Annotated in this window: 22 protein-coding genes; 4 read left to right on the plus strand and 18 right to left on the minus strand. The window is 46.6% G+C overall.

The window, feature by feature from the left end; translation table 11 throughout:
* Nucleotide 1 precedes the first annotated feature (1 nt).
* From BLS69_RS14840 to BLS69_RS14860, 5 genes are all read right to left on the minus strand, one after another.
* Complete coding sequence (locus tag BLS69_RS14840; protein WP_091032751.1) at nucleotides 2-1,117, minus strand: phosphodiester glycosidase family protein; 1,116 nt, start codon at nucleotides 1,115-1,117, stop codon at nucleotides 2-4.
* Nucleotides 1,114-2,007, minus strand: a complete 894-nt coding sequence (locus BLS69_RS14845) for a 5'-3' exonuclease (protein WP_091032753.1) — start codon at nucleotides 2,005-2,007, stop codon at nucleotides 1,114-1,116. The genes BLS69_RS14840 and BLS69_RS14845 overlap by 4 nt, the downstream gene beginning before the upstream one ends.
* Before the next feature lie 331 nt (nucleotides 2,008-2,338).
* The gene (locus tag BLS69_RS14850) at nucleotides 2,339-2,704 is read right to left on the minus strand and encodes an arsenate reductase family protein (protein WP_091032755.1); all 366 of its coding nucleotides are present in this window, start codon (nucleotides 2,702-2,704) and stop codon (nucleotides 2,339-2,341) included.
* A 418-nt stretch (nucleotides 2,705-3,122) separates the two neighbouring features.
* On the minus strand, nucleotides 3,123-4,106 hold the full coding sequence (locus tag BLS69_RS14855) for an RluA family pseudouridine synthase (protein ID WP_091032756.1): 984 nt from the start codon (nucleotides 4,104-4,106) through the stop codon (nucleotides 3,123-3,125).
* Nucleotides 4,103-4,678 (minus strand): cob(I)yrinic acid a,c-diamide adenosyltransferase, encoded by a 576-nt coding sequence (locus BLS69_RS14860; protein ID WP_036610088.1) that lies wholly within the window; start codon nucleotides 4,676-4,678, stop codon nucleotides 4,103-4,105. The genes BLS69_RS14855 and BLS69_RS14860 overlap by 4 nt, the downstream gene beginning before the upstream one ends.
* Nucleotides 4,679-4,826: 148 nt before the next feature.
* On the opposite strand from BLS69_RS14860, the gene BLS69_RS14865 reads away from it, so the two are divergent.
* Nucleotides 4,827-5,438: a DedA family protein gene (locus BLS69_RS14865; RefSeq protein WP_091014720.1), complete on the plus strand. Its 612-nt coding sequence runs from the start codon at nucleotides 4,827-4,829 to the stop codon at nucleotides 5,436-5,438.
* A gap of 84 nt (nucleotides 5,439-5,522) precedes the next feature.
* On the opposite strand, the gene BLS69_RS14870 is transcribed toward BLS69_RS14865, so the two are convergent.
* From BLS69_RS14870 to BLS69_RS14900, 7 genes are all read right to left on the minus strand, one after another.
* Nucleotides 5,523-6,065, minus strand: coding sequence for a bifunctional adenosylcobinamide kinase/adenosylcobinamide-phosphate guanylyltransferase (locus tag BLS69_RS14870; protein ID WP_017689625.1), 543 nt, complete (start codon nucleotides 6,063-6,065; stop codon nucleotides 5,523-5,525).
* A 37-nt stretch (nucleotides 6,066-6,102) separates the two neighbouring features.
* Nucleotides 6,103-6,654 (minus strand): type 2 periplasmic-binding domain-containing protein, encoded by a 552-nt coding sequence (locus BLS69_RS14875; RefSeq protein ID WP_017689626.1) that lies wholly within the window; start codon nucleotides 6,652-6,654, stop codon nucleotides 6,103-6,105.
* A gap of 168 nt (nucleotides 6,655-6,822) precedes the next feature.
* Complete coding sequence (locus BLS69_RS14880) at nucleotides 6,823-7,044, minus strand: aspartyl-phosphate phosphatase Spo0E family protein (protein ID WP_176872852.1); 222 nt, start codon at nucleotides 7,042-7,044, stop codon at nucleotides 6,823-6,825.
* 188 nt (nucleotides 7,045-7,232) lie between these two features.
* Complete coding sequence (locus tag BLS69_RS14885; protein ID WP_036610094.1) at nucleotides 7,233-8,441, minus strand: aminotransferase class I/II-fold pyridoxal phosphate-dependent enzyme; 1,209 nt, start codon at nucleotides 8,439-8,441, stop codon at nucleotides 7,233-7,235.
* A 13-nt stretch (nucleotides 8,442-8,454) separates the two neighbouring features.
* Complete coding sequence (locus tag BLS69_RS14890; protein WP_024628343.1) at nucleotides 8,455-8,955, minus strand: Lrp/AsnC family transcriptional regulator; 501 nt, start codon at nucleotides 8,953-8,955, stop codon at nucleotides 8,455-8,457.
* A gap of 160 nt (nucleotides 8,956-9,115) precedes the next feature.
* Complete coding sequence (locus tag BLS69_RS14895) at nucleotides 9,116-9,511, minus strand: spore coat protein (RefSeq protein WP_091032758.1); 396 nt, start codon at nucleotides 9,509-9,511, stop codon at nucleotides 9,116-9,118.
* A 45-nt stretch (nucleotides 9,512-9,556) separates the two neighbouring features.
* Complete coding sequence (locus BLS69_RS14900; protein WP_091032761.1) at nucleotides 9,557-9,790, minus strand: hypothetical protein; 234 nt, start codon at nucleotides 9,788-9,790, stop codon at nucleotides 9,557-9,559.
* 97 nt (nucleotides 9,791-9,887) lie between these two features.
* On the opposite strand from BLS69_RS14900, the gene BLS69_RS14905 reads away from it, so the two are divergent.
* A complete protein-coding gene (locus BLS69_RS14905) occupies nucleotides 9,888-11,108 on the plus strand; it encodes an NAD(P)/FAD-dependent oxidoreductase (RefSeq protein WP_091032763.1) in 1,221 nt (406 codons plus the stop codon).
* Between the two features lie 95 nt (nucleotides 11,109-11,203).
* Here BLS69_RS14905 and BLS69_RS14910 read toward each other — a convergent pair whose 3' ends face one another.
* The 4 genes from BLS69_RS14910 to BLS69_RS14925 all read right to left on the minus strand — a co-directional run bounded on the left by BLS69_RS14910 (nucleotide 11,204) and on the right by BLS69_RS14925 (nucleotide 16,092).
* Nucleotides 11,204-12,418 carry an MFS transporter gene (locus BLS69_RS14910; RefSeq protein WP_091032766.1) on the minus strand — a complete coding sequence of 405 codons (1,215 nt, stop codon included), beginning with the start codon at nucleotides 12,416-12,418 and terminating at the stop codon, nucleotides 11,204-11,206.
* 130 nt (nucleotides 12,419-12,548) lie between these two features.
* Nucleotides 12,549-13,115: a hypothetical protein gene (locus BLS69_RS14915; protein ID WP_091032768.1), complete on the minus strand. Its 567-nt coding sequence runs from the start codon at nucleotides 13,113-13,115 to the stop codon at nucleotides 12,549-12,551.
* Between the two features lie 119 nt (nucleotides 13,116-13,234).
* On the minus strand, nucleotides 13,235-13,612 hold the full coding sequence (locus BLS69_RS14920) for a DUF350 domain-containing protein (RefSeq protein ID WP_283945688.1): 378 nt from the start codon (nucleotides 13,610-13,612) through the stop codon (nucleotides 13,235-13,237).
* Between the two features lie 113 nt (nucleotides 13,613-13,725).
* A complete protein-coding gene (locus BLS69_RS14925) occupies nucleotides 13,726-16,092 on the minus strand; it encodes an endonuclease MutS2 (RefSeq protein ID WP_091032771.1) in 2,367 nt (788 codons plus the stop codon).
* Between the two features lie 187 nt (nucleotides 16,093-16,279).
* Here BLS69_RS14925 and BLS69_RS14930 point away from each other — a divergent pair, with 187 nt between their 5' ends.
* Together BLS69_RS14930 and BLS69_RS14935 are read left to right on the plus strand one after the other, a co-directional pair.
* Entirely contained in the window at nucleotides 16,280-16,639 is a 360-nt protein-coding gene (locus BLS69_RS14930) for a phage holin family protein (protein WP_017689637.1), read from the plus strand.
* A 220-nt stretch (nucleotides 16,640-16,859) separates the two neighbouring features.
* Nucleotides 16,860-17,252, plus strand: a complete 393-nt coding sequence (locus tag BLS69_RS14935; RefSeq protein WP_091032773.1) for a cupredoxin domain-containing protein — start codon at nucleotides 16,860-16,862, stop codon at nucleotides 17,250-17,252.
* 104 nt (nucleotides 17,253-17,356) lie between these two features.
* Here BLS69_RS14935 and BLS69_RS14940 read toward each other — a convergent pair whose 3' ends face one another.
* Together BLS69_RS14940 and pheT are read right to left on the minus strand one after the other, a co-directional pair.
* Nucleotides 17,357-20,065 carry a cell division protein ZapA gene (locus BLS69_RS14940; RefSeq protein WP_091032776.1) on the minus strand — a complete coding sequence of 903 codons (2,709 nt, stop codon included), beginning with the start codon at nucleotides 20,063-20,065 and terminating at the stop codon, nucleotides 17,357-17,359.
* A gap of 138 nt (nucleotides 20,066-20,203) precedes the next feature.
* Complete coding sequence (pheT, locus tag BLS69_RS14945) at nucleotides 20,204-22,657, minus strand: phenylalanine--tRNA ligase subunit beta (RefSeq protein WP_091032778.1); 2,454 nt, start codon at nucleotides 22,655-22,657, stop codon at nucleotides 20,204-20,206.
* Nucleotides 22,658-22,688 lie beyond the last annotated feature (31 nt).

Below are 22,688 nucleotides of genomic sequence, written 5' to 3' on the forward strand. Positions count from 1 at the left end.
TTTAACGCACAGAGCCGCCAAAAACGAGTGTATTACTCAAAAGCCGACCTGGAGAAGTCAGCATTTTGCCCCCGGCATACATGCCTGAGGATGCACCACCATCCAGATTCATGGCCTGTTTGGCACCAAGCTTCTGCATCACCGCTGCCCACTCCTTGATTGTTGCTCCGGAAACGGTAGCCAGCATAACAGAACCGTCTGCCATGATCGCAATACCACTTCTGGCTCCGGAAGCATTAAGAATCTTGGCATCCTTGAAACCTTCGCTCGTCGGATTTACAGCTACCTTGCCGTCTTTCACCAGACGGGGTCCTGCCCCAACAGCAGTCACTACATCTTGCCAAGGGATCTCTTTGCCTGCTGCGTTCGTATACTTATAATTCATTTCTACGGTCGAACCAACGGTGAAACGATCCGAAGAAGACTTCTGGTTGCCTGTGAAGACCAATACCGAGCCATTCTTAGGAATCGCTACATTTGTATTGGGCACTTTTTTGGTCACGATACCTTTCTCCATGACAACCGCAGTGCCACCTTTGAACCCGACTGTGGCACCTCGTTCAGGCGTATACAGCATTGTTATGCTCGCGTTCGCTGAAGGTGTTCGATTAATAAAGGTTGCATACCAACTCCGTGATTTACCTTTTGTATCCGTTACTTTACCTGTCAAACTCACCTGAAGTGAATCCATGATCGCCGAGCCGTCTCCCTTAAATCCAATGGATGTTCCGTATCTTCCAATATGTATGACCTTACCATTTGCTATTAACATGCCGTATGGATCTGGTGCTCCGTTGTATGCTTCAAAAAATGCTCCGTTAATGGCTGCTTGTGCACCATAGGCTTTCACAATTGATGGTAATGTTGCTGTCTGGCCAACTTGCTTCTTCGCGAGTCCCACAGTAACCGGTGTCCCCTTCGGAATCGAAACGGTCTGTACGGTAAAATTACGTCCTGCTGCTTTTACTTTCTGTACTTTGGTGCTAATTGCTGCTTTGGCATCCACTGTCTGTGGCGCACTTACTGCTCCCGAAAGAATTACGGGCAAGGCCAGGACGAGGGCCATAGCCCCTGTCCACCACTTTTTGCCTGTTCGTACGTTCTGCTTGTTGCTCACCCTATTGCCACTCCCATCCAAGAGCCAAGGCTCTTCATCTCAAGTTGTTCAAACTTGTCCATCACCATATCCGGATCAAGACGCAATTCACAGATATCCAGCGCACAGGCAACCGGAACAGCACAATGAATCTCTGCCAGTTTGCGGGACAGATGAAGCATGGCCAGATCATTCTCAATCTTGTTACGCACCGAAGGGGTCAGTTTATCCATGTTGCTCAAAATCCCTTCAATGGAGCCGTATTCCTGTACAAGCTTCAACGCTGTTTTCTCACCAATTCCCCGTACTCCCGGATAATTGTCGCTGGCATCTCCCATCAGACCCTTCATGTCAATCACTTGACGTGGTGTCAGTTGTTTCTCTGCCATGAGCGTTTCAGGGTTGTACACCATGTAGTTGCCATGGCCTTTTTTCATAATAATGATACTTGTGCGGTCATTGATCAGTTGCAACATGTCGTGGTCACCCGTCAGTACCATAACATTCATATCGGTCTCTTCGGTATAATACTTCGCAAGCGTCCCGATGCAATCGTCGGCTTCGAAACCTTGTGCACCTATGTTCGGAATACCCAGGCTATCCATGACTTCACGAATCAGGGCAAACTGGGGAATCAGGTCATCCGGAGCTTCGGCCCGGTTGCCTTTGTAGGCTGCATATTCTTCACCGCGGAACGTCTTACCGCCCATATCCCAACAACATACGACATGACTTGGCCCAAAAGTCTGAACCGCATCCCAGAAATAACGGATAAATCCGTAGACTGCGTTGGTAGGCACTCCTGCCTTTGTACGTCTGATATATCCGCTTGCAGATGTCGCATAAAAAGCACGGAACAACACCGCCATACCGTCTACCAGCAACAAAGTAGGTTCATTACGTTGATTCACTTGAATTTGTTCTCTCCTGTCCTGATTCTATAGAAATTAAACTAAAGTATATTTACACTTACCATTCCGATGACAGAACAACCTTCTGATCGCTGTTATCCCCAGATTTTTTTGATTCCCTTTTCCAAAAGGGAAAATCCGGGGATAAAGGCGAACGCTCCGCTTCTTCAGGTTATTTCTGTCCTCTCCATTTTCGTGTAAATGTTTAGTTCAATTTCTATAGCAAATAAAATATCGAACTAATTCTATCATTATAGCATAGTTCCGCCAACCATCGATCAGCCAAAAAAGCCCTGAATTTTGAACAATTCAAGGCTGATATTCAGCACGTTTACGCGTTATTCCATTCCTGCTCGTACGTTTCTTCCTTGAATCCAACCGTCACCTTTTCTCCATCTGTAACGATCGGACGTTTGATCAGCCGACCATTGGAAGCCAACAAACGAATCTGTTCATCAGCGGACATGCCTGGCAGCTTGTCCTTCAGTTGTTGTTCTTTGTACACTTCCCCGCTTGTATTAAAGAACTTTTTCACTTCCAGCCCACTCTTTTGGATGAGTTCTGTTAGTTCAGCTTCTGATGGCGGTGTGTCGAAAATAGGGATTAACTCCAGCTCATGTCCTTGCGCTTCCATCCATTTTACAGCTTTGCGGCATGTGCCGCATTTGGCATATTGATATACTTTTAAGTTGCTCATGTATGTGTTCCTCCTGTGGCTCCAGTGTGGCTCCGGTTTCGACTTCTCGCTTCCCTTGGTTTGCTTCGCAAATCCAAAAGTCGCTCCAAATCGATACCATCGCCATGTAATTTTACTGACTTTTGCGAATGAGATCAAAAACACACATTCGCTATATTTTTTGGGATCAAGACCTTACTACTTTGCTTTAATCACTTTAAAAGCATTTTAAAGTTTGGACATGTTAACGGATTTATTATGAAAATGCTAAACATCCATACATGAAACATACAACCATAAGGATTAGCCTACGGCATGTTGTTCGGGTGCATTAAGCCCCCCTCACATGGAATAGCCGATCATTGTTGCTCCCAAGCAGGACGGGCCGTGCAAGAGAATGCGACATAGGGTGCAGAACTAAGAGCCCCGTCGCAGCTTCCTACAGTTCTTCTCTGGGAGCTGCCTCATCATTCAAACGCTGCTCCAGCGCGGCCATATCTGGTGGAAAAGGCGCCTGAAACGTTATGCGTTTCTGTAGAATTGGGTGTTCGAACGTCAGCTCACAGGCATGTAATGCCTGGCGTTCGATCCAGGTATCCCGTTCTTCTCGAACAGCCATGGTCTGCTCATCGATCTCATGCATAGGTAGTGTCTTGTACATTCGATCACCGATTAATGGACAGCCGATGGACGTCATATGTACCCTGATCTGATGGGTTCTGCCACTTTCCAGCTTAAGACTTACTGCACTGGCGCTGCCTTCTGTCCAACGTGTTAAGGTCGTGTACAACGTTCTTGCAGCGTAACCATCAGGTGTTACGATTCGGCGGTGCGGCTCTTCAGGATCACGATCAATCGGGCCATCCACTGCGCCCTGTTCCGGAACAGGGCTTCCGTGTACAAGCGCAATATATTTCTTATCCACCGTTCCCGCAATCATCTGTTCAGAGACATGCTGATGGACATAAGGATTCTTGGCTATCGCGAGCACTCCTGACGTTTCCTGATCAAGTCGATGAATCGGTCTGAACCGGAAGCGCTCGCCCTTGGATTTCCAATAATGAACAACGCCATTTGCCAAAGTACCCGTGTAATGTCCATGTGTCGGATGAACGATGATGCCCGCGTCCTTGTTAACAATAAGCAAGTGCTCATCTTCATACAGAACGGTAAATGGAATAGGTTCAGGCAAAATATCATCCGATTCCTCTTGCTCCATCCGAACTTCAACGACATCACCCGCAGCCACCTTGACGCTAATATAAACGCGCTCTCCATTTAGCATGACACCTTGTTCAGTCAGCTTAATTTTAGACAAAAGCTTACGCGACACCAGCAACCGGCGCTGAAGCACGGTCTTCAGCAGCCAGCCATCTTCTTGTTCGGTCACCGTGTAGACAATCGGCGAATAATATTGGCTCATTCTTTGCGGCGGAATACTTTTTTGCTCCGCACATATTCAATATCCGCCACCTGTTGTCTCGCGTTGGCCGTCCGTGCAACCACGAAGAAGTAATCAGACAGTCGGTTTAGATACCGTCGTACAGACGGATTAATATCTGTATGTTGTCCAAGTGTTACCGTGCGACGCTCTGCGCGACGACATACAGTACGGCACACATGAAGAGCAGAAGACAGCTGACTGCCACCAGGAATAATGAATCGTTCCACTTTTGGATTCTCTGCATCATACTGGTCGATCCATTGTTCCAAACGTGTGACCATTTCATCTCTCACCTTATATTTGGTCTCACTAATCTTCACAAAGGCCAGATCCGACCCACAATCAAACAGTTCCTGCTGAACTTCCAGAAGATGCTCACGCAGATCTTCAAATTCCCCTTGAGCAGAGTCAATAAGGCTGATCGCCTGGCCTACAAAACAGTTCAATTCATCAATCGTGCCATAAGCCTCAACCCGATCATCATCCTTGATGACGCGTCCACCGATGACCGAAGTCTGTCCTTCGTCACCTGTTCGTGTATATATGCCCATCGTTATCCCTCCAATTGGTAATATAATAATGAATACGGGAATGCCATTTTTTCAGAAACCCGTCTATCGCTTTACACGTATATAAGAATTGGTGTGCTCTGCCGAGTATACGACAAATCGAAGGAAACCAAAAGTAAAGGAGACGATTATGCAAAACTGGATAACCGATTTCATGGAACAATACGGCTACATAGGCATTGCACTCATTATTGCTCTTGAGAACGTATTTCCCCCGATTCCATCCGAAATCATTCTGCCATTTGGCGGATTCATGACCACCTATACCAGTCTCACTCTTCCAGGAGTTATTATCGCCGCAACCATTGGTTCTGTCCTTGGTGCTGTTCTCCTGTATGGTATTGGTCTACTCATTGACGTCGAACGCCTTGAGAAAATTGTGGAACGCTGGGGACATGTTCTGCGCATCAAAAAAGAGGATATTCACCGTGTCGATGCATGGTTTGACAAATATGGCATGTGGACCGTATTGTTCTGCCGAATGGTTCCCCTCGTCCGTAGTCTGATCTCCATTCCCGCAGGCATGTCCAATATGAAATTTGGTTTATTCCTTCTCTTTACAACCATTGGTACATTGATCTGGAATGTCATTCTGGTCTGCGTTGGTGCTGCGCTTGGCGCATCATGGGAGAGCATTTTGCACTTCATGGACGTCTATTCCATTGTAGTGTACGTCATTCTGGCCATCATTGTCATCGGATGTATCATCTGGTGGATCAGACGTAGCAAAAAGCAGAAATAAAAAAAATAACTTAATAAATAAAGCCTCCTCGCCACCAATTCGTGGTTAAGGAGGCTTCTTTATGTCACCCGTTTATGTCATCTGCTATCGTTCATCTTCATTTCGCATGCCCTGACTCTTAAGATCGATAGCCAGACCAGATACCAGCAAGTACATCTTTTCAGCATGTATCTGCAGCATCCGATTAACCGAAGCCATTCTCGCTGTAAATATTCGTTCTTCCTCGGTAGGATGCAATGTGCCATGCATTTCATTGGTAATCACAAGCAACTTCCCCTGATAAGACAATAAAGCATCAAGCAAAAGCTGTGTCTCTGAACGCTGATGATCCAGATCCTCTGTTGCCCTGAAACCGGCAGCCATCCAGGAGGTCAGACTGTCTACAATTACAATTCGCTGATCCGCCAAAAACAGATTGGATTCCCGATTAATCTGGGTAATCACCTCTGTCAGATGCTGACCGTTCCCGGCATGAATGGCACGATAATGAGCGGATGGCAATTCGGGAATAACGGGATCATGATCACCAGTGGATAAATACACACCCTCCCGGCTAATCCCGGCTGCGTACTTGAGGGCAAACCGGGTTTTACCACTACCTATGCCGCCTGTGACCGTAATCAGCAATCCGCTTCCCTCCTTCCATAGCCATTCTGAATTTTCTTTACTCTGTCAGCGCCTTCAGCACTTTCTTGGATTCTTCGACATTGGAAGACGACACTGGAATGGTGGCGAACAAATTGCTCGCAGCATATTCTACATCTTTAAACATTTTCATATCTTCAAGCGGAATGCCGTAAAGATGTGATTCTTGCTTGAGATCTGAACCTCCATCTCCTTCACCCTTCTCTACCAATACTCCACCCTCAAATACACCCCGTTCAAACTTCTTCGGATCAAAAGTATCATCCAGCGGAACATTGGAGCCATTACTTCCGTATTGTTTCATGTCGGACTCAGGCAAAATGAAAATATCATGTCCTCCAGCCGCATATTCTACCATAATTTTCTGAACATCATACATTGCACTGGTAATCACTTCCACCTTAGGTTCCTCACCCAGTTTCTGTTGCAGATTGGCCTGTAACTGCTCTGAGATTACAGATGGATTTCCTTGGTTATCAATGATGAATATGGAAAAACCATCTTTACCTCCACAACCAGCAAGCAGAAAAACGATAGAAATGATTGCAGTAAGCCCCCAAAATCTCTTCATTCCAGTTCCCCCTTTAGTCTCCTATGTCCAATATATCACAATTGTTCCACGCAAAAAAATAACCTAGTTTATCGGGGGATCACCTTGCCTTTTCACACAAAAAAAGAAGACCTTCTCAGGTCTCCCTTTCTAATTCAATTAATGAAACGTTTCACTCCAGCATAAACGTTATTTTCCTTTAATCGGGTTAGCCTTCATATATTCATTAATCTTTAAATCCAGCAAACTGCTGATTTCAATTACAATATCGGATGTGAATGATTTCTCTTCGAGGAAGATCTGTTCCATCTTGCGACGAAGCATATGAATTTCATCTTCCAAGGAAATGTCATGCAAAGATGCGTTATCGGGTTTCACCGACCATCGGTCGCCATGATCGCCTTCTGCCAGATAGTGCCCACGATTCGTCGGTAAATCATATTCAACACAAAACAAAGCTAACCCCTCCTTGGAAAAATGGTTTCCAAATTTATGAAAACTTATTTCAAATTGAAATTATATCACATTATTTTGTAAAAGAAAGTTATTTTTTTCCAATAATGAAAATGTCACATTTGTAAAAAGATTCTACTTTAGTATTAACCCTCTTTTTGCAGTTTGTAAACAAAGTTTCCGATTCGTTCCAAAGCTTCATTTAATTGGGTTACGGAAGTAGCATAAGAACAACGCAAGAAGCCTTCACCCTGAGGGCCAAAAACATTGCCCGGAACAGCAGCCACTTTATTCTCCGTTAACAATCGTTCAGCAAACAGGTCGGAACTCATACCCGTCTTTTGAATGCTTGGGAATGCATAGAATGCTCCCTGAGGTTCATGACAATCAAGTCCAATATCCCTGAAGCCCTGCACAATTAAACGTCTACGCTGATTATACGATTCTACCATCCGATCTTTCTCACCCAAACCATTTGTCAACGCCTCAAGTGCAGCAACCTGACCCATGGCCGGCGCACACATTACCGTATACTGATGGATTTTGAGCATGGCTGCAATAAGCTCAGGATGACCACACATGTAACCGATCCGCCAACCTGTCATTGCAAAAGCCTTCGAAAATCCGCTTACGAGAATGGTCCGCTCCTTCATGTCAGGGATAGCTGCAAAGCTAACATGTTTTTGCGTATACGTCAATTCAGCGTAAATTTCATCCGCGATCACAATCAGATCATGCTTTTTAATCACTTCAGCAATAGGCAGCCACTCTTCATACGTCATGATGGCTCCAGTGGGATTACTCGGATAACACAGAATAACCACTTTCGACTTCGGCGTGATGCCAGCTTCAAGTGCTTCGGCCGTTAACTTGAACTGATCTTTCGCGTAGGTTTCAACACCAACCGGTATACCGCCACCGATTGAAGCGATTGGTGAATAAGCCACGTACGAAGGTTCAGGAATGAGAATCTCGTCGCCAGGTACGATTAATGCTCGCAAAGCCAAGTCAATCGCTTCACTGCCACCCACGGTAACAATAATCTCATCCTTGGGATCGTATTTGGTATCAAACTGAGTATCCAGATATTCACTGATGGCTTCTCTCAACTTCGGCATACCTGCGTTGGATGTGTAACTGGTCATACCTCTTTCCAGCGAGTATACACAAGCTTCACGCATATGCCAAGGTGTAACAAAATCAGGTTCACCCACACCCAATGTGATAATATCCTTGTTGTCTCCAACCAGATCAAAAAATTTACGAATTCCGGATGGAGGTATCTGCTGCACGAGGGGTGCCAGATAAGATGTCATTTTCTTGTTGTTCCCGGTTGTCTGTTCATTCACTATCATGACACATCTTCCTTTACGGCGAGATCATGAGACGGTTGTCTTCCTGATGGTCTTCAAAAATAATCCCGTCCTGCTTATATTTTTTAAGAATAAAATTCGTTTTGGTTGAAAGTACAGAGTCTATCGGAGACAGTTTCTCTGACACAAAATTAGCGACTTCACGCAGGTTGCCACCTTCCACTTCAACGAGCAGATCGTATGCACCAGACATGAGATATACGGACTTCACTTGCGGATAGAGATAAATGCGTTCGGCAATCCCTTCAAAGCCACGACCACGCTCCGGCGTGATCTGCACCTCAATCAGGGCCGTTACTTTCTCATCATCTATTTTGCTCCAGTTCACGACGGTTGCGTATTTTACGATAACGTGGTCTTGTTCTAGCTGTGCCACGGCGTTCTTAATCTTGTCTTCCGACTCCCCCAGCAGCGTCGACAGCAGTGCGGGAGTCCTTCTCGCGTCTTCCTTCAGCAGATCCAGAACTTTTAATTGCAGATCGTTCAAATCTTTCATGGTTTTCCCTCCAGCATCATCCAGGTTCCTGAAAATGAATTAATACTTATATTACATGAATTTGACGTTGATGCATAGACAAAAGACCGCCTGCCCTGAATTCAGGCAAGCGGTGGTATGGTCCTGGAACGTTAGGTGCTTCAAACCTCTTTTGCAAAGGTTACATGTAATAAGGGTTACCGTTATTCGGTTGATGCTGAGGCACATTAGGAGCTTGGCTATATGAACTGTTCTGCGAATTCTTTTCCTGGATGAATTGCTGACACTTTTGTTGGGTCTGGTGGGCGGACTGAATTTGCTTGTCCACATCCTGACGAAGTGCCTTGGATGAGACAGAATACATGTTGTTTTGCTGCATCAGATTGAACAGTTCCCCTTGTAATCTTAGGGTATCGTTCGTCAGATCTGTGAACATTCGACGTGTCATGGGGCAGGAAGCTTCCGTTGTCGCAGTTGTATATTCGCGTGAGGTTCGTCTTAAATCTGCAAGAATCGACTTCAGCAGATCCTGCTCCTGCATAAAATTTCCACCAGATGACAAAGATTGAGTGTACACGTATTTTCCTCCTATACTTTGAAATAACTTGTCATGTTTTGAACTTTACTGTGATTGCGCTGGTGCAAGAGATTGATGTTGCTGTAACGTATTGACAAGAGTATTCAGATGCTGCTCATGTGAGCGAACATAATGATTCAGCGCCTGTTGAATTTGCGGATTATGTGTGATGGAGGCTGTAGCTGCACATTGTTTGATTAACATTTCCTCATTGGAAATTGAATCCGCAATATAGTTCAGTTCCTTGGGGCTCAGTGCTTGCATTTGTGAGTTTTGCATGTATATCTGACCTCCTTAATCTAAAGTTATTGCGAATTTATTGTTACCCTAACCCGAAAAAGTATACTTCAACTATATTCAACAGAGGTGATCAATTATGGAACTTATTAACGGAAAAACATTTTGGCCAACTACCTTTGCTTCCCATCCCCATTATCCTGTTTTGCAAGAAAACCTGTCCTGTGATTGTCTAATCATCGGTGGTGGAATGGGAGGCGCGTTGTCTGCTAAGCTTTTGACGGATCAGGGGATTGACACCGTTGTTATTGACAAAAGAGATATCGGTTATGGCAGTAGTATGGCAAATACGGGCCTGCTCCAATATACGAATGACAAAACGCTCACCTCTTGTATCCAGACATTTGGAGAAGAACGTGGTGTTCGATTCTACGAATTATGCCGGGATGCCATGCACCATCTCGAAAAAATTTCATCGAAGCTTGAGATAGATCCTTGGTTTGTGCCTCGCACAAGTCTTTATTGTGCCAGTCACGAGGAAGATGTATCGTTGCTAGAGGAAGAATATCGTAACCTGAAACATTATGGATTTGATGTGGAGCTGTGGGATCAGGAAAAAATTAGTGCACTATTCCCGTTCAGCAAACGTGCTGCATTATACACAAGCGGGGATGCTGAGGTTAATCCGTATCGTTTGGTTCACTCACTATTCCACTCAGCCTCACGTCAAGGAGCAAGAGTCTATGCTCATAGTGAATTCACCCATTGTGATTATGATGAAAATGGTGTCCTATGTTACACACCTCTTGGCACTGTACGTGCCAAACATGTTATTTTCTCAACAGGCTATGAAACACAAGAAATTAAAAAGGATAGAGGCGCATACCTTCAAAGCACCTATGCTATCGCTACCAAGCCACTACAGGATCTCAGCAGCTGGTACAAGCAATGCATGATATGGGAGACCGAACGACCTTATCTATATATGCGCACTACTCCAGACGGAAGAATTATTGCAGGTGGACTTGATGAGAATCGTCCTCGAGAAGAACAACGGGCGATCAAGGCGGTTCATAAAGGTGAGATTTTGTTACAAAAGATTGCCGAGTATTTCCCATTACCTGATCTCGAAGTCGATTACGCTTGGGAGGCTGTCTTTGGAAGCACCCATGATGGTCTTCCGTTAATCGGTCCACACCCAGACTATCCGAATTCGTACTTTGTAGAAGGGTATGGAGGTAACGGGACCGTATACAGTATGATTGCTGCTTCCTTAATTGTGGATGCCATTACGGGCAAACAAAACCCTGATATGGATCTGTTCTCTCTCACACGTACAAGTAAACCATCTCCTGTATAACCAACAACTGAACCAATACAACTACAAACAGGGTACAGCACATGGAAAGTTCTCTTTTCCCGCCGCTGTACCCTGTCTATATATTGGGAAGCCTGCTAAGCCGAGGGCTCTTGCCCTTCCGTTTGGTTCAATAACTTGCGCATAAAGATCCATCCAATTAGCGGAGAAGCACCGAGGACAATAATAAGCCAGGTTAACATGCGTAGAGACGGAGCATTTAAGACTGTCACAATAAATATGACCAACCCACATAGTCTGCCAAGCATCAGGCATAACTCTCTCAAAACGACAAGTTCAACCCTTTTCTCCACATTTTCGCCACTTGTGCCCATCATGTCGAATCCCGCTGATATCATCGGTAGTACATATAACGGCATCGCAACAGCACTCCCAATCCCCATGATTAACAGCGTTCCATAGGTCACTTTCCAGAGAAGAGGAAGAAGCACAACGAGCAGAATGAGGGCTCCGATGAACATGCCTTTTGATCTATACTGTGGTTTGAACCATTTCCCAGCTGCCCAATAACTTACTAGTGCCACAGCTGAAGTGATGAGTGAGAACTGCCCCAATTTGTACTCCTGTGCGGTAGCCAAATATACAAGCAGTGCAATCAGGAAGGCAAAGACACCTTCACGGGCACCCTGAGCGAATAACCCCAAGCCTAAGGTCCTCCAGGGACTATCCCGCTTGGATAGCTGTATCCAAGGTTCTGACCAGCGGTATGTACCGCTCACCTTTCTTTTTTTCAGAAAAAAACTGAAAACTACCGCTATGACATAAATAACGAGTGATACCGTGAAGATGAGCCGATATCCTGTGTTGTCTGTCATGCGAGTAATAATCAGACCGGAGAACCATGGACCTATAATTCCGGTCATCGAACCAAGTAACCCAACCCAGCCATTGAATAGATCCCTGTTTTCCCGATCCGTTATTTCAAAATACACAACATTAAATGCGATCCAGAATAGCCCCAGGGAACAACCCAGTAGTATACCCAGAGGCCATATCCAGTCTACAGCTTTGGAACCAGCCCAGAGGACTATCATATAAAATATGCCGGACAGCGCAGTACCTAATCGTAGTGCACTCATTTTATTGTGTTCCTTGACCCATTTGCCAGCAAGCCAGAATGTCAGTCCAATGGCCAGTTGCTGGCTGAGAGTGAACCACCCCAACATGGCATAATCCGGACGGCTTTTCCACAGAAACACATTCAAAAAGGTTCCCGACAACGCTCCGGCTAACGCAAACAATCCATTCACGCCCAAAAGCAGAATGGATTGTCGGCCTAAAGTAATCTTCATCTGCTCCTCCTTCATCCACCTGAAGTGAATTGTGTACAGGTAGGTCTTAGGGTTAACGTGCCCCAAGCAAGAGGAAAACATGATGAATCTTCAGGATTGCTATGAAATTGGTTAGAATCTTCCGAAATGTTTATTCCTGCGTACTTAGGTTCTTAATCAGACGCAGACGATCTTCCTCAGACAGACTGTATTGAACTTGGAAACATCCCGAACATACATAGGTCAATACTTTAAACGGTGGTGACAATAGTGATCCTTCACCTGAAGCTGCGTTAGCAACTGGTATGAAGTTATCCTGCGTTGTAGCTTGCGTACCTGCGAGAATCATGAATTCCCGGCAATTCGGGCACTCAGGCACTTCTTCCTGATGATCAAGTTGCTTCTGAACACCTTGTTCATACTGAATGAGATCATTACCTTCATCCGCATATTTGGTCAACGTTCGCAACTCCGGCAATTTGAGTTCAACTTCATCCCCCCACAGATCCGAAAGATCCGTAGTCTGCTCCTCATCCTTTACATCATCCACATCATAGATGTCGTCCTCAGCTTCATCGTTCTCTTCGTCACCGATGTTAATGTTGAGCGTTCGATATCCCTTTAATTCATTGTGGCAGTATGGACACTCTTCTTCAGGACCGAGTTCCTCATCCCATACAATCTCCGTCTGACACCAAGGGCATATTGTTGTTTCCATATTGAATCAACCTCTCTCTTCAAATCATCATGTATTCATTACATAGATCACACCGATGGCAAAAAACACGATCGATGCCGCAAACAGAATCCGTATCAATATCTTCATGACCGGTCCCCCTAGATAATGCTCGCGCCAATAACAAACGACAGCGAGACTGAAATAATCATGGATATCAATCCGACAGCTCGGTTATCCGATTCGATCTCCTTATCAATGGAGAACACGGGTGTCAGGAATTCGAACAAAAAATAGGCAATGAGCAGAAGGATAAACCCTACAAACGACCACGTCATGGCTTCATATACCGAAGATTTTGCTTGTATGCAGAACCGCAATACGTTGCAGATCCCGAAGATCTTACCTCCTGTAGCCATCGCAACGGCCACATTGCCCTTCTTGATCTCAGTCCAGCATTTATACTTAGTCACCAGTTCGAAGCAAGCCAGAAATACAAGCAGCTCCATAATCGCTACCGAGAAAAAACCGAGTACCATCCCCAAGGGATGAGATAGCAATTGGTCAATGCTTTCTATCACGCACCGTTCCCCTCTCCCCATCTGCGACCTTCATGAATAAGGTCGCAGAATATCATTGATTCATGGACCGGCTATTCCAATTCTGCGACGGTCACACCGTTCCCGCCTTCTCCGTAATTGCCCAGCCGGTAGCTTTTAATATGTTTATGCTTACGCAGGTAATCCTGAATACCGGAACGTAAAATTCCTGTACCTTTACCGTGAATAATATAAACTTGGCCCAGGTTGGCAAGGAAAGCTTCATCAATGAACCGGTCTGTCTCCATCAGGGCTTCTTCCAGGTTGGTACCACGCAGATCCAATTCACTTTTCACATTGTCATCACGTGTACGTTTCATACCTGTTACCGGTTTTTGTTTCGGTTTGGCTGCGGGAGCCGACTGCTGCAGTTCCAGGTCATCCAGGGATACTTTCATTTTCATAATCCCCAGTTGTACCATAGCGTCTTTGCTGCCCGCCATCTCTACAACATGGCCTTTTTGATTCAAACTGTAGACAAGCACTTCATCACCAGGACCGATGGCACGAGTCTTCGGCGTGGTTGCCGTCTTCTTGACCGTTTTCCGGCGTTTCTCCGGTTCTGCCTCGTCCAGCTGTTTGCGGGCAGCAATGAGTTTGTGCTCCTTCACGGAAGCACCTTCTTCCATAGCCAACAGGCGAAGATCTGCTATAATCTTCTCCGCTTCCGCGCGAGCCTTTTCCACAATGCTGCGTGCATCTTCTTCTGCTTTTTCAATCCGGCGATCACGCTGCTGTTCCAGCTTCTCCAGTTCGGTCTGATGACGACTGCGTAATTTCTCCATATCCTGGCGCAAACTCTCTGCCTTCTCACGCTCTTGTTCAGCCGTAAGACGGTTCTCTTCAAGAGAAGCAATCATGTGCTCAATCCGTTGATCCTCTTCCTTCACTTCGCCACGGGCGTAGTCGAGAATGTAACCCGGCAGTCCCAGTCGCTCTGCAATGGCAAATGCATTACTTCGTCCAGGCACACCCACCAGAAGGCGATAGGTCGGGCTCAGTGTGTTGATGTCAAATTCCATGCTGGCATTAATGACACCTTTACGCTCATATGCGTATGCTTTCAGTTCACTGTAGTGAGTTGTTGCAACCATGCGACATCCCGTCCGGTGCATATGCTCCAGCATGGAGATCGCCAGTGCAGAACCTTCAGCCGGGTCTGTCCCTGCTCCAAGTTCATCGAGCAATACCAAACTTTTCGGCGTCATGTTTTTCAGAATGCGAATGATGTTGGTCATATGACTGGAGAAAGTACTCAGATTCTGCTCGATACTCTGCTCGTCCCCAATGTCTGCATAGATCGCATCAAATACACATAACTGACTGCCATCCTCAGCCGGAACAAATAAACCGGACATAGCCATCAGGCTCAGCAATCCAATCGTTTTGAGTGTTACCGTCTTACCACCCGTATTCGGACCTGTCACGATAATGGATGTGTAATCATTGCCCAGCTCAATATCGATTGGAACCACGTTTTCGATCGCAATCAGCGGATGCCGACCTTTTTTAAGTTTGATGAATCCGCGGTCATTCATGCGAGGCAATGTTGCTTTCAGTTCACGAGCCAGACGTGCTTTGGCAAAGATAAAATCAAGTGATCCCAGCAAGTCGACATCATACAACAGCCACTCTCCCTGCTCACTGACAAGTGCTGTCAATTTCTGCAAAATAATTTCTATTTCGCGTTCTTCCCGAATCCGGGTTTCGCGTAATTTGTTGTTCATTGCAACAATGGATTCCGGCTCAATGAACAATGTCGCACCCGAACCAGATTGATCGTGCACAATCCCGCCAAAGTACGAACGATATTCAGCTTTCACCGGGATAACAAAACGGTCTCCTCTGATGGTGATGAGCTGATCCTGAAGCATCTTGGATACGGTAGAGGATCGAATCATGGAATCCAGTTTTTCGCGAATCCGCGCTTCTCCGCCTCGCAGTTCACGACGAATCTGCGCCAACGTTACGCTTGCACTGTCGGCAACCTCTGCATTATCGTCAATACAGATTTTGATGGCATCCTCAAGCGTTTTTTGCTCTGACAGTTGATCACTGATATAGAACAAAGATTCGATGGGCTCATCTTCATGCAAAGTACCAATCTGACGTTTCAATCGCCGCGCCGCAAAGGTTGTATTGGATATTCCCAAAAGTTCGTGAGGGTTAAGTGTGCCTCCAATTTCAGCACGTTTGATGGAAGCCGTAATATCTACAATTCCTCCAAACGACGGTGAGCCTTTTAGACGATCAAATGTGAAGGCTTCATCAGTTTGCTGCAGCAACCGTTTCACTTCTTCAAGTTCACTGCTTGGTTCAAGTTGCTCCGCTTTCTTTTTTCCCATGGTTGTCTGAGCAAAGCTAAGCAATGTATTTAAAATTTTGCGATATTCCAGTGTGTGTAAAATTTTCGTGTCCAAGTGTACAACTCCTTCCAAACTATATCTGTATTATAACGAAAGAAACTTTCTTACGCTATTTAACGAATCCTTCCACACATAACTTCAACCATAGCACCACAAACTACAGGTGTCAGGACTGTGCAACCTCTCCATCCCCTTGGAGTTGCCCTGCTCAGTTCAATCCGAATAAAAGGAGGTAAACACCATGAATTTTCTGGGACATGTCGTGCGATTTATCATCGCTGCAATTGTATTAATGGTGGTTAGCTGGATCGTTCCCGGATTCGCCGTTGGTGGCTTCTGGAGCGCCCTGTTGCTTGCTCTCGTCATTGCCCTGCTCGGCTGGATCGTTGAAGGTATCTTCGGCAAAAGAGTCAACCCGTTTGGTCGCGGTATTGTCGGATTTATCGTTAGCGCACTGGTGATTTGGCTTGGTCAATATGTTGTAGATCATGTTGAAGTCAGCCTGCTCGGTGCCATTCTCGCTGCGCTGGTCATCGGGATTATCGATCTCTTCATCCCGGTATCCACCCCTTTTGATGCCGGACGAAGCTCCAAAAGTTAATCTCCACTTCACCTTAACGTCCCCATGAATTCTCCTAAACCTCTGAAGGCCCTGTGCCGGAAGGGGTTTATTTCATTCGGGCAGTACGCACGCTCTGCCGTACACGTTCAATTTTCAAAAAAACGACATACGCAGCGTGTACAGGCATCCACATATTGCGGTATGATGACTGGAGCAATCATTCAAATTTTATCCAAATCACGCTTTAAGGAGGCACATGATGAAGAAAGGCATAACATGGCTTGCTGCCTGTATGTTAATTCTGGTCCTCACTGCATGTGGAGGAGCGAAACAGTCCGCAGAATCTGGCAGCAATGGATCCGATGCTGATGCTGGAGTTACAGCCAGTGAAGAATTGGTCATCAAGGCGAGTAACTATGAATTCGATCAACATGAGTACCATCTTAAAAAAGGCGTTCCAGTCAACATTGTTTATGAAAATGAAAACGGAAATCACGGTATCCTTGTGCCTGAGCTGAATCTTCAACTGGATACCAGAAATAGCTCCAAAGTCATAACCCCGGACAAAGTTGGTGAGTTTGAAATGTCCTGTTCCGTCTTCTGTGGTTCAGGACACAGCAGCATGATCTCCAAAATTATCGTTGAAGAATAGTATTCAAGACAAGGAGCCCCCGCAGCGACGGGAGCTCCTTCTTTAGTATAACAAATTGTACCAGAGTACGTTGCCCACGAGCCAGTTCTGCTACATTCATTACGCTAGGTCTGGTCCTGTTCAATCAATTCAATCCATTCGTTATATTCCGTCTGCAATTTCGTATATTCATCATGCAACTGACGATATTCCGTGTTCAGCTGCTCTGCCTTCTCCTGCTCCATTTCACGTTCAACCTGTAACAAACGTAATTGATTGGCCGCTAGTTCGTAACGCTCCCCCATCTCAAGCAGTTCCGTTTCCATGATCTCTTTCTCTTGGGTCGCTTCTGCACGTAACTTGTCCAGCTGCTGTCGTTCTTGCTCCAGTCCCTCCAGCAACTCACTACTTGCCGCACTTTCTCTCTTCCAAACCGTCAGTTCATTCTCAAGTGCAGCCCAGCGTTCCTGCCAGGATTGTTCCTGAGCCGCCCATTCATCTGCACGGCGTTGCCATACCTGATCGTTCTGCTCTGCTTGTTCAACGCTTGAGCGAAGTTCTTCTTCACGTCTTGTCAACTGCTCCAGACGGGATGCCAACTCGGTCTGTTTGGCTGACAGTTCTTCGTATTTGATCTGCCACTCCAACGCTTCTTCCTCAGTCTGGGCTAGCCGGCTCTCTTGCTCCGAGTAGCGCTCGGAAAGTTTAGCTGAAGACTGTCTCGCTTCTTCAAGTGCGCTCACAATCTCTTGTTTCTCCTTGCTCAATTCATCCAGCTTGGAACTATAATTCTCTTCCCGTTGTAATGCATCACTGTAATCATTACGGATTTGTTTATAGTTATCCTGAAGTCGGTTCAGCTCTTCCCGAACAACATTTAGCTCAACTTCAAGCTGATTGCGTTTCTCTTCCAAAAGCTCTGCATCCTTCTGGTATTGCACAGCCTCTTCATGGTTGAAACGAGACTCTTCCTTCACCACGGACAATTCATCATGAAGGGATTGCACACCAGACTCCAACGTTTCATTTTGTTCAGCAACTTCAAGAATCTGATTCTCCAGGTCCCCGATCTCAGCCAATCGCTGCTCAGCAAGGTCCTTCCAGGACTGCTCACGTTCCGTAAGCGTGCCGATCTCATTCTGCAATGTACGCACCGCGGCATGAGCCTGTTCAAGCACCTTATGCAACCTACGCTGTTCCTCTTCCGACTTCACTTCAGCCTCACGAAGCTTTTGAACTTCCTGTTCAAGCTGTGCATGTTGCTCCTGAAGTTTGCGTAGCTGTGCTGTGAGAGAGGTTTCTCTATCCACAGTTTCATTATACTTCTGCTTCCATTGTTCCTGTGAATCACGGGATTGCTGGGCAGCCTGTTCCGTTTCACGCAGAAGCTCCTGCAACTGGGAACGGTCCTCTTTCAACTGCTCCAGTTGTTGCTCCAGTTCCGTGATTCGGCGAGTCTGAACTTCCTGCTCCTGTTTACGGACCCCATGCTCATGACGTAACGATTCCAATTGACCACGCTCGTGCTGAAGTTGCTGTTCTTGTTCAGCAACCATGTCCTGTGCACTGATGAGCTGGGTCATCACTTCTTCTAATTGCTCTTCGACATCTAATAGTCGAGTCTCCGCCTGTTTACGTTGTTCCTCAAGTTGCTGCTTGAGCTTGCCCTGTTCTTCTTGCAATAAGGCCTCTGCCGCCGCTTCGGCTTCTTTCGCCTGGGACGCTGCTGCTTCCTTGACTTGCTGTAATTGTTCCTCGAGGGCCGCTTCTTTCTCCATCCATTCGAGTTCCAACTGCTCGGATAACGCCTTAAACTCCGCATTCAACTGATTTATCTCAGTCAGGCGCTTCTGCTCCGCTTGTGCCTGCAAGTCAGCCCGTTCCTGATTCGCCTGATCCGTGAGCTCTTGTGTCTGTTGCAGCGCTTTTTCTTCAGCCTGTTGAAGACGAAGTTCCATCTGTTGCTGAAGTTCGTTATACTGTAGCGCTGCTTCTTCCTGAGCTTTCTTCAGATTGCTCTCTGCCTGCTCCAACTCGGACAAAATGGCCGACTCGGCTTCTTCCTTGGCTGTCTGAACCTGCTGCGCAGCTTTGGCTTCAATCTGTTGACGTTCTGCAACGGCACGGCTTTCGGCTTCTTTTAATTGAGCTGCAGTCTTGTCCTGCAGCTCTTTATATTGCGCCGCAGCTTTGGCCTGCGCCTGCTGCAATTCGGCTGCAGAACGGTTCTGAGCTTCTTTGAGCTGGGAAGCAGCCTGTGCCTGTGCATTTTTAAGCTGGTTAGCCGCTTTCTCTTCCATTTCCTTCAGCTGTTTCGTTCCCTTGGCTTCTGCTTCCTTCAGTTGTGCCGTCGCTTGGGCCTGCAATTTCTGCACTCGCTCCGTTGCTTGAGCGCGTTCTTGCTCCAGCAGCGTATTCAACTTGGCTATCTCTGAATTTTTGTCCAATTCGGACTTTTGCAACGCCTGCTCTGCTTCAATCTTCAGCTTTTGCAAATCAGCAAGAGCCTGGTCACGCCGTTCCAATTCTTGTTGATGTTCATTTTGTATGGCGTTTAACCGATTCAATTCGTTTCTCAGTTCTGTACGTTCTCCAGTAAGCATCTTCAGTTCATTACGGATTTCCTGAGTCTGAAGAGACTGTTCAGCCATATGTACAGCCGCCAGTACCGCAATACGCGGAGTATCCAGACGGGAATTTTGCTTGGAGATTGCGCCCATACGCTCATCTACCAGGTTAGCTACTTGTTTCATATAGTCGGCACTGCTGCCAACCAGTTTATAGGAAGTCCCGTAGATCTCTACGGTGACGCGTGTACGATCAGGTGTAGTCACAGTTGTGCCCTCCTTCAAGTCTGTATGTTGATTCTAAGCTGTAATCACAAAAAAGTCACATCGATCCTCTAATGCTAAGGATTCGATGTGACTTCAAACAATTCCTGCTAATCTTTGTTCAAAAAATCTTCTTTTGTCCTATTTGCGCAATTCCGCTCCGAATTGCTCTTCCAGACGAGCCACTACACGGGCATGAACTTCAGTAACTTCCTCATCGGTCAGTGTACGTTCACGATTCCGGTATACCAGTGCCATCGCCACGCTTTTCTTGTTTTCACCCAGTTTACTGCCAGTAAACACATCGAATACCTGTACGTTTTGTAACAATTCACCCGCCGATTCACGAATGGCGCGAAGCATATCTCCAGCTTCAATATCCTCATTCACAACAACCGCGATATCACGTTCCATGGCTGGGAAACGCGGAAGTTCACGATAACGAATGTCAGCGTCTGCTTCGTTGTAGATTGATTCAAGTGCAATCTCTGCGATGTACACATCATTTAGATCATACTGCTGTTGCAGTTCCGGATGCAATTGACCCAATGTACCGATCAATGTGCCTTCCCCGCCATCCTTGCCTTCCAGATAAACCGATGCGGAACGTCCCGGATGGAATCCTTCAGGGCTGTTTGCTACCAAGCGAATGCGTTGTTCAAGCCCCACATAGGCGAACAGATGCTCAAGTGCACCTTTCAGATCGAAGAAGTCTACTTTCTCTGCTCCAACATTCCACTGCTGGCTTGCACGATTCCCGGTGAGCAGCAAGCCCAGTACCGGAATCTCATGCGGTTGCTTGGTCAGCTGATCTTCTTCGGTGAAGAACACATTGCCCACTTCAAATACAGCCAGTGAATCCTGTTTACGGTTCATGTTATACACCGCTGCATCCAGCATTTGCGGCAAAATACTCGTACGAAGCACACTGCGGTCCTCACTCATAGGCATCGCGAGTTTCACGGCTTTACTGCCTTGTGTCAACGCCGGGAACAATGTCGCTTTATCCGGGTGTACAAAGGAGTAACTGATCATTTCCTGCCAGCCACTGCCGGAGAGCAATCCACGAATGGTGCGACGCATCGCTTGAGAGCGTGTATATGCCCCTGGAGTCGTTGGTCCTTCAATCCATGTGGTTGGAATGTTGTCGTATCCGTACAGGCGTGCAATCTCTTCAAACAAGTCTACGTCGAGCGTAATATCCCCTCTGCGTGTTGGTACTTCCACATCCAGCAATCCTTGATCGGCATCACCACATGCAAAGTGCAAACGAGCGAAGATGGTTTTTACCTCAAGCAAAGACAGATCGGTTCCCAGATAACGATTCAGTCTATCCAGCGACAATTGAATTACACGTTTCTCCGCAGCTTCAGCTCCAGCTTCCAAGATTCCTTGGTGCACTTCACCTTCAGCATAACGCTGAATCAGTTCAGCTGCACGATCCAAAGCCGTAATGACCGCACCCGGATCTACTTCCTTCTCAAAACGCATGCTTGCTTCGGAACGCAGCCCCAGTTGGCGCGACGTTTTCCGAACGGTTCCGCCGTCGAACTTGGCGGACTCCAAGAGCAGATTCACCGTGCCTTCCGATACCTCGGAATTCTCGCCACCCATAACCCCAGCGATGGCTACAGGTTTCACGCCGTCCGTAATGAGCAACATGTGCGGCTCCAGCTTACGCTCCTGTCCATCCAGTGTAACAATCGTTTCGCCTTCGTTGGCCATCCGCACTTCAATATGGCCCTTTTCCAGCTTATCCGCATCAAATGCATGTAGCGGTTGACCGTATTCAAGCATGACATAGTTCGTGATATCAACGATGTTATTGATTGGGCGAACACCTGCCGCCATCAGACGGTTTTGCATCCACAGCGGGGAAGCACCCAGCTTAATGCCGGTTACATAACGAGCTGCATAGTGACTGCATTGCTCCTGTGCCTTAATCTCTACAGAGATATGATTCGCAGCTGCATTACCAACTTCAACCAGTTGGTCTTTGGGACTCGGCAGCTTCACTTCACGACCCAGGATGGCACCCACTTCATAAGCTGCACCACGCATGCTGAGACAGTCGGAACGGTTTGGTGTCAGGTCCAGTTCAAGCACATGATCGTCGAGACCAAGAACCTGGCTGATTGGCGTGCCAACCTCCGTTTGTTCTGGCAGAACGAGAATACCTTCCTGCTGATCTTTCGGCAGCAATTTGTCGTTCATGCCCAGCTCTTTGGCGGAACAGATCATGCCAAGGGAGACAACACCGCGCAGTTTGGCTTTTTTGATATCCAATCCACCAGGGAGCTTCGCTCCAACCAGGGCTACGACTACTTTTTGGCCAGCATCCACATTTTTCGCACCACACACGATCTGCAGATCTTCTTCTTGGCCGGCATCGATGACACATACATTCAGTTTGTCTGCATCGGGATGTTTCTCCTTGCTCTTCACATAACCTACAACAACTTTATTCACGCCCTTGTTGCGGTTCTCCACTACATCAATTTCGACACCCGCACGGGTGATTTTCTCCGCCAATTCCTGTGGCGTCACACCTTCAAGGGAAATATAATCAGACAGCCAATCTGTCGATACTCTCATGGACGTTCACTTCCTTCATCTATAAATTGGT

Source organism: Paenibacillus sp. CF095, from assembly GCF_900101225.1.
Lineage (GTDB): Bacteria > Bacillota > Bacilli > Paenibacillales > Paenibacillaceae > Paenibacillus.